Source organism: Moorena sp. SIO3H5, assembly GCF_010692395.1.
GTDB lineage: Bacteria > Cyanobacteriota > Cyanobacteriia > Cyanobacteriales > Coleofasciculaceae > Moorena.
On record NZ_JAAHHS010000541.1, the window covers coordinates 1 to 4194 of the forward strand.

Here is a 4194-nt window from a genome sequence, read left to right on the forward strand (position 1 = left end):
TCAAGACAAATAATTCTGACCGTTTTAAGACTGAAAAGGGATTACGGACAACCCCAGGAAAGATGACCTGATTAGTTAAACCTAATTGATATCTGAGATTTTCAAGCTCTGGACGAAGCTCCCCTTCTCCTAAAATTATAAGTTGCCAGTCTGGATGGTGCTCAGCATGTTTTTTGAAAGCAGATAATAAAATATCAAAACCTTTCTGATGGGTAAGCCTTCCGATAGCAACTATCCATTTTTTACTTATATCGGCTCCTTTAGCTTCCAGGAATTTGTCCATACTAGGTCTGGAATTGATACTAGCCAATGGGTTATAAATTACTGCTCGTTTAGTTTCGGGGAGCCAGTCAAAATACTGATTCACCCCATCCCCTACGCTAACCACTTTATCTGCAAAGGAATAGGTTATATGTCGCAATCTATCCCACATTTTTCCACTAGAACTTTTCCGAGGATCATTCTGTTCACTTACCAGAACGGGATAGTTAGTCTTAACAAGAGCTAACAGGGTCAAGATATTGATTTGATCTAAGAAAGAAATGACAACATCAGGGTGTAGGGATTTAATGGTTCGTCTCAAGACCCATAAACGATAGAGGTTATTCCAAATTCCATGAATAAAAGTTGGTGAGTTTTTTGCGATATTAAGGGCTACTCGATTAACCCCATCGGGTAATTTATAAAAGTCAAGATAGCTGTCATCAATTGTTACCACATCAACTTTATAACCCTTGTTAAAGAATCCTTTTGCTAGCAAAGCTACCGCTCGCTCAGCACCCCCACAGGAGAGAGATGACGTCACTAGTGTTAATCGCATAATTGTTTTCCAGGGTTTTTCTTTTTGATTTGGTTTTGGGTAAATAAGAACATAAAGGAAAAACAAAAGATATACACGCAGCTAGTGGATAACGCAATGCCTTTAATCCCCAGCCATTGCATAAAGAGAATATTCAAGATGATATTAATGGCTAAATCAAATCCAGATACCCACATCAGGATATAGTTAAGTCTCATGGCTGACACCAGCCTAACCACTAGAATATTAGCAATATAAAAAGGAATTTGTAAGGCATAAATTGCTTGAGTTTGTGCGACTAAATTAGTAGCATCCGAGGTAAATGAACCTCGTTCAAAAACTACCTGAACTATCGGATAGGAAAAAACAATTAGAATTATGCTTAGCGGTACGGTAATCAAAAATATCAGCCGCAGATAATACCTAAGGGTACCACGGATTTCTTGCCAATCCTGACTAGCAACCATCTTAGAAAAATAGGGAATTACCGCAGTGCTGATGGCAATACTCATTAGGTTAATGGGAGAAGCAATTAAACCGTTGGCGTAGTTAAGTATAGACACACTACCAGGAGACAACATAGCTGCCATGGCTTGATCAATTGGAGCAGCACTACAAATTAATAATGCTCCAGCAATCATTGGCAGATACTGGCTCGCTACCTGGCGCATAGGCTCATTAAATCCATACCATCTTGGCAGTAATGAAATACCTTGATGATGCAGTGCTATTCCCAGAATTATCAGCTCTAGAGCTGTACCACTAATTAATCCAGCAACTAAGGCAAAGATTCCTAAAGACTTAAATCCTACTATCAATAGGATGCTAATCACCGGAATCATCATTGGACATAGAGCTGCTAGAGCAAAACGTTCCCCAGCATTCAAAACAGCACTCCAAATGATGGCAATCCCAGTAAGGATAACTACGGGTGCCATTAAACCAAGTAGATGGAAGGTAAGCTCTAACTTTTCGGGGTTAAACCCAGAGGCAATCAATGGTAAGTAAACCAGAGCAGTAGCTACCATTACTATAGTAGTGAAGCTAAGCAGTACTAATGCCCAGATCATTACTCCAGAAAACAGTTTTTGAGCGGCTGCCATTCCTTCCTGATCTCGTACACGGATATAGGTAGGAATAAAGGCAGTATCAAGGGATTCAGCGATTACATTTTTTATTAAAAAAACAACCAATAAAGCGATAAAAAATGCATCTAATTCATCCCCAGTACCAAACCTCCAGGCAACTACTAATTCTTTAATAAGAGAACTAACTTTTACAAAAGCAGTCAATAAACCAACAGTTACAATTGCGCGAAAAATTTTGCTATTCGTCGAGCCATTGACTAGCTTTTTACAGTAGATAAGCAAGCTTTGCCCTGACCAAACTCTCATAGTCTCTATCCGTATTTAAGCATATGCGCTACTTCACAGGCTAGAAGCCTGTGCCACGCAGGCTACTTGAGGTGCTATCAGCTATCAGCTAATGCGAATTAGCTTACAGTTTAATTAACAATAAGGCTAGTCAATAGGGAATTGTAGCCTGTCGAGGCTTCCCAGAGATTTTGATTAGCAAGTCTGATGGAATAGTCTGGATGATTATATAATTGAGGAGCTGGATCAGGTAGATTTAAGAAAACATCATAGGTTCCAGTTTCGATTGTGTCTGGAGTACGAGTGACAGCATTAATAACCTGAGTACTACCAGGCATCCACATCCGAGGATCCTCGTCTATAGGTAAATGGTATTCGCGACGAGTGACACGGTGACGGAGAATAATTTCCAGTGGCCGAGGATTGTAAGGACTAGCCCATCCTTCATTGATAATTTCCAATTGTATCGAGAATGTACGAGCGGGTTTTACCCTAGTAGGAGTAACTGATTTCACTAGACGGAAGCGATAGCCCAAACGACGTTTAATTTCCTCTAAACACCCTTGGGTTTCCCAGTCTTCAATGATCTCAGTGGCATCACCCGGTTTGTAGTTTAATGCACTCCAGCGCATTCGTTCTAGTTCATTTAAAGCATTGGGACAATCATCAAAAGAACTAGGATTGCAGGTTTCTCCTCCCTGTACCACATACCGATTATCCAGATTTAAAAATGTCTTTTCTTGTTCTATTATCCCCCGATCCGTATCGCTGTAAGTTCCCCAATCATCAATACTGGCTAGGAAACAATCATTAGTAGCTCCAGTTCTTGCTCTGTTAGTACCATTAAACGCTTCATTAGAGGTAAGAGGATTTTCTTGATCAAAAATTGCTATTTTATGATTGGGATATCGTAGAGTAACCATCCGTTCACTGGGTAGCACCGACAGCAGTTTAAACAAAATAGCTTTTCTATCTTCATTGTTGCTATCCAAACCATAGTAAGAACTATGCCATTCTCCCCAGTAACCAATAAAACCTGCTTCCATGTAGGCGATAACATCGTAGTTTGATGCTAATATCGGTTGCAGATCATCCAGATGAGAGAGTATGCGATCGCGGGATGAATCTTCACCACCTCCTACCCAATTATAGGCAAACCGTAGGATTAATTTAACCCCAGCTTGTCGAGCAGTATTCAAATCCTGGGATAGGGTTTGTAGAAAAGACTCTGATAACGGTTTATTTCTAAATTCTGAAATTACGTAAACCTTACGTACTAAGGTCATTTGGTTATTCCTAACCTCTTGTAGCTCAGACAGCTGTAAGGAATAATTTGATGTATTGTCCAGAGGAGTAAAAGGCATAAAAAAGCCTCGTTCTGGATTTGGAAAGTGTTCATCACTCCCTTGATAAACCGTGGTAACATTAGAGGTTTGAGCTGTTGTCATAGTATTACAAGCAACAGTGGTGAATATCCCTAGTATAAAGACTAAATTGCTGTATTTTGCTATCTTACTAATCACCATATTTGCTTTATTATACTGATTTATTATCAATTTTTATAGTGCTTTTAAGTTGGATGAGCTACACACCAAATTTCTCACTCCCTGCTCCCCCTCTTTCCACTCTCCCCTTAGTTTAGCTGTAAGCATATGCGCTACAGATGGTTCTACTTGAGGTGCCATCAGCCGTTGGCAAAAGGCTGATGGCTTACGTTTAGCTAAACTCCAATCAAAGTTATCGCCGCTTCAACGTCTACGGGTTTGGAGAAAAAGTAGCCTTGTCCATATTTACAGTTGAGGATTTTTAGTTGATCAATTTGCCTGGATGTTTCTACCCCGGTGGCAATTAGATCAACACCAATATCATTGGCTAGTTTAGCCACGGTTTGAACGGGTTCTAAATTTTTATTATCCGTATTAATTTTACTGACTAGAGAGCGATCAACTTTTAAGCCATTAAACTCTCCATAGATAGAGTTAGATACTTCATGGATATAATTTATATCCGATGAATTATAAA

Annotated in this window: 4 protein-coding genes; all 4 read right to left on the reverse strand. The window is 39.6% G+C overall.

The window, feature by feature from the left end; translation table 11 throughout:
• The coding region (locus tag F6K52_RS33110) for a glycosyltransferase (RefSeq protein ID WP_293088870.1) at positions 1 to 820 on the reverse strand (820 nt) is incomplete at its 3' end.
• Positions 811 to 2091 carry a lipid II flippase MurJ gene (locus tag F6K52_RS33115; RefSeq protein ID WP_293088872.1) on the reverse strand — a complete coding sequence of 427 codons (1281 nt, stop codon included), beginning with the start codon at positions 2089 to 2091 and terminating at the stop codon, positions 811 to 813. The genes F6K52_RS33110 and F6K52_RS33115, both read right to left, overlap by 10 nt.
• A 212-nt stretch (positions 2092 to 2303) precedes the next feature.
• Complete coding sequence (locus F6K52_RS33120; protein ID WP_293088874.1) at positions 2304 to 3620, reverse strand: DUF4832 domain-containing protein; 1317 nt, start codon at positions 3618 to 3620, stop codon at positions 2304 to 2306.
• Positions 3621 to 3892: 272 nt separating this feature from the next.
• Positions 3893 to 4194 (reverse strand): EAL domain-containing protein (locus F6K52_RS33125; protein WP_293088876.1); only part of this gene is annotated, 302 nt, incomplete at its 5' end.